The organism is Pseudonocardia nigra (assembly GCF_019396355.1).
Lineage (GTDB): Bacteria > Actinomycetota > Actinomycetes > Mycobacteriales > Pseudonocardiaceae > Pseudonocardia > Pseudonocardia nigra.
The window spans coordinates 1-2,852 of record NZ_JAHKRK010000390.1 but is presented as its reverse complement, the minus strand read 5'-3'; the positions used below and the strand labels follow the sequence as shown (position 1 = coordinate 2,852).

General features: G+C 77.1%; 2 pseudogenes. One reads left to right on the top strand and one right to left on the bottom strand.

The features are described from left to right. A pseudogene (locus KME75_RS40750) lies at positions 1–712 on the bottom strand (NYN domain-containing protein); the annotation flags it as partial. A gap of 316 nt (positions 713–1,028) precedes the next feature. Between KME75_RS40750 and KME75_RS40745 the strand changes: the two are divergent. Next, a pseudogene (locus tag KME75_RS40745) lies at positions 1,029–2,733 on the top strand (DEDD exonuclease domain-containing protein). Positions 2,734–2,852: the final 119 nt, after the last annotated feature.

Genomic DNA, 2,852 nt, shown 5'->3' with positions numbered 1-2,852 from the left:
GGCCCCCCGGGCCCGCCTGCGGGGCCCCCGCCACCTCGGCGCCCGCCCGGTCGGCGCGGCGCCGCTCGGCCTCGGCCCGGCCGCGCTCGCGGTCGCGTTCCTCGCGCGCGGCCGCGAGCTCGGCGTCCGCCGTGCGCCGCAGCTCCTCGACCGACTGCTCGGCCGCCGCACGGGCGTCGAGCGCCGCACGCAGCTTCGCGCCCTGTTCCGACACGCGCCGCCGCAGCTGCTGGTACTCGGAGTCGCGCTGCTGCCCGGCCGTCCTGGCCTGCGCGCGTGCCTCCGTCAGCTCGCCCCGGAGCCGTTCGAGCTCGATCGTGAGCTTGTCCACCCGGGACAGCGCCGCATCCCGCTCCGCACGCAGCTCACCCACCTCGCCGCGGCGCGCCGCGGCGGCCACGGCGTCGGCCGCGGCGGGATCGTCGGCCAGCACGGCCGCGGCTGCTCCGGTGAGCGGGTCGTCGGCCGCCACGGTGAGCTCGCCGGGCCGGTGCTCCTGCCACCAGGCCACGACCGCGGTGCGGAACGCCGGAGACCCGGAGAGCTCCGCCGTGAGCGCGGGACGGCCCAGTTTCGCCCGCTTCGCGGGGGTGAACCGGGCCAGCCTGTGCAGCGGCACGGGCACGTCGGCGAGGGGCATCCCGCCGAGTGCGGTGGCGGCGAGATCGGCCAGCCGCCCGCGGACGGCCTCGGGGAGGCGCTCCCACTGCACGGGCCCACCACCCGGGGCCCCGCGGTCATGGACCCCGGACTCATGGACCCCGGACTCATGGGCCCCGGATTCATGGACACAGCGCTCCGACGACGCGGCCTCGCCCCTGTCGGGCGGGCCGGACGTGCCGTCGGGCCTGGACATCACTCCAGGTTATCCGGGCCGGGCCCGCTCCACCCGTCATGCGATGGTCACGGTCCGGGATCGGAGCGGCCGCGTTATGTCGGTGCTGCCCGCTAACGTCCGCCGCCGTGCCCGCTGTTGCCCGCTGCTCCCCCGTCGCGGCCGCTCCCGCCTGCCGAAAGGTCGGCCCCGTATGATCCAGATGTCGTTCGACGAGCTCGGCACGCCGCTGCGCGACGTGACGTTCGTCGTAGTCGACCTGGAGACCACCGGCGGGGCCGCGAGCACCGACGCGATCACCGAGGTCGGCGCCGTCAAGGTGCGCGGGGGCGAGCACATCGGCGAGCTCGGCACGCTCGTCGACCCCGGGACGGCCGTTCCGCCCGGCGTCGTCGCGCTCACGGGGATCACCACGGCCATGATCGCCGGCGCACCCCCGCTCCCCGCGGTGCTGCCCACGCTGCTGGAGTTCCTGCGCGGCGGCGTGCTCGTCGCGCACAACGCCCCGTTCGACGCGGGCTTCCTGCGGGCCGCGTGCGAGCGCCACGGGCACACCTGGCCGCGCCCGCCCGTGCTGTGCACGGCGAGGCTCGCACGAGCCGTCCTGCCCAAGGACGAGGCGCCGAGCGTGCGCCTCGGCGCACTGGCGCAGCTGTTCGGCACCGCCACCCGGCCCACCCACCGCGCCCTCGCCGATGCGCGCGCCACCGTCGAGGTCCTGCACCACCTGCTCGAACGCGTCGGCAACCTGGGTGTCCAGAGCCTCGAGGAGCTGCTCGGCCTCGCGCGGGGTTCGGCGCAGCACCGACCCACGCAGCGCCAGCGGGCCAAGCGGGTGCTCGCCCGCGACGTGCCGTCGGCGCCGGGGGTCTACCTGTTCCGGGGCCCGCGCGACGAGGTGCTCTACGTCGGCACGAGCGGCGACCTGCAGCGCCGTGTACGCAGCTACTTCACCTCCGGGGAGCGCCGCAGGCGGGTGCGCGACATGGTCGCGATCGCCGAGCGCGTCGACACGGTCGTGTGCGCGCACGCGCTCGAGGCGTCGGTCCGGGAGCTGCGGCTCATCGCCGCCCACCAGCCCCGCTACAACCGCCGGTCCCGCCGCCCGCACCACGGGTGGTGGATCACGCCCACCGCCGAGGCCTTCCCCCGCCTGTCGATCGTCGCCTCGCCGCGGGACGGCGCGTTCGGCCCGTTCGCCTCCCGGAAGTCCGCCGCCGCGGCCGCCGACACCGTGCTCGACGCCGTGCCGCTGCGCCCATGCACCCAGCGGATCCCCGCCAGCGGGGCGTCGGCATCCCCGTGCGCCCTGCACGAGCTGGGGCGGTGCGCCGCCCCGTGCGCGGGCCTGCAGACGCCCGAGGAGTACGCCCCCGCCGTTCGGGCGCTGCAGGAGCTCGTCCACGGCCACGACGACACCGCGCTCGGCGGCATCGCCGCCGACGTCGACGCGCTCGGCGAGCGGGAGCGCTTCGAGGCCGCGGCGCGCCGCCGCGACCAGCTCGCCGCCCTGATCGTCGGGCTGGAGCGGTCCCAGCGCCTCGCCGCGCTGGCCGCGCTGCCCGAACTGGTCGGCGCGCGCCCCGACGGGCGCGGCGGCTGGGAGGTCGCCGTGGTCCGGTTCGGACGGCTCGCCGCAGCAGGCGTCGCCCGGCGAGGGGCCGCGCCCATGCCGGTGATCGACGCGCTGCGCCTCGGCGGCCCAGACCGTGCTCCCCGCGCCGGGCCCGCTGCGTGGAGCACCCGCCGAGGAGGTGCGGCTGCTGCACCGCTGGCTCACCACCGGCGGCACCCGGCTCGTGTACGCCGACCCCGCGTGGACCGAGCCCGCGCACGGCGCCGCCCGCTGGAGCCGTTGGGTGGAGCGGGCGCGACCGGTGGACGCGGAGGTGGACTAGAGCGTGTCCCGTGGATCATGCGGGTCGGCTGCGGTAGATCTCTTCTGTGCTTGATCGCCACGACTTGACCGACGCGGAGTGGGCACGGCTGGAGCCGTTGCTGCCCGACCGGACACCGC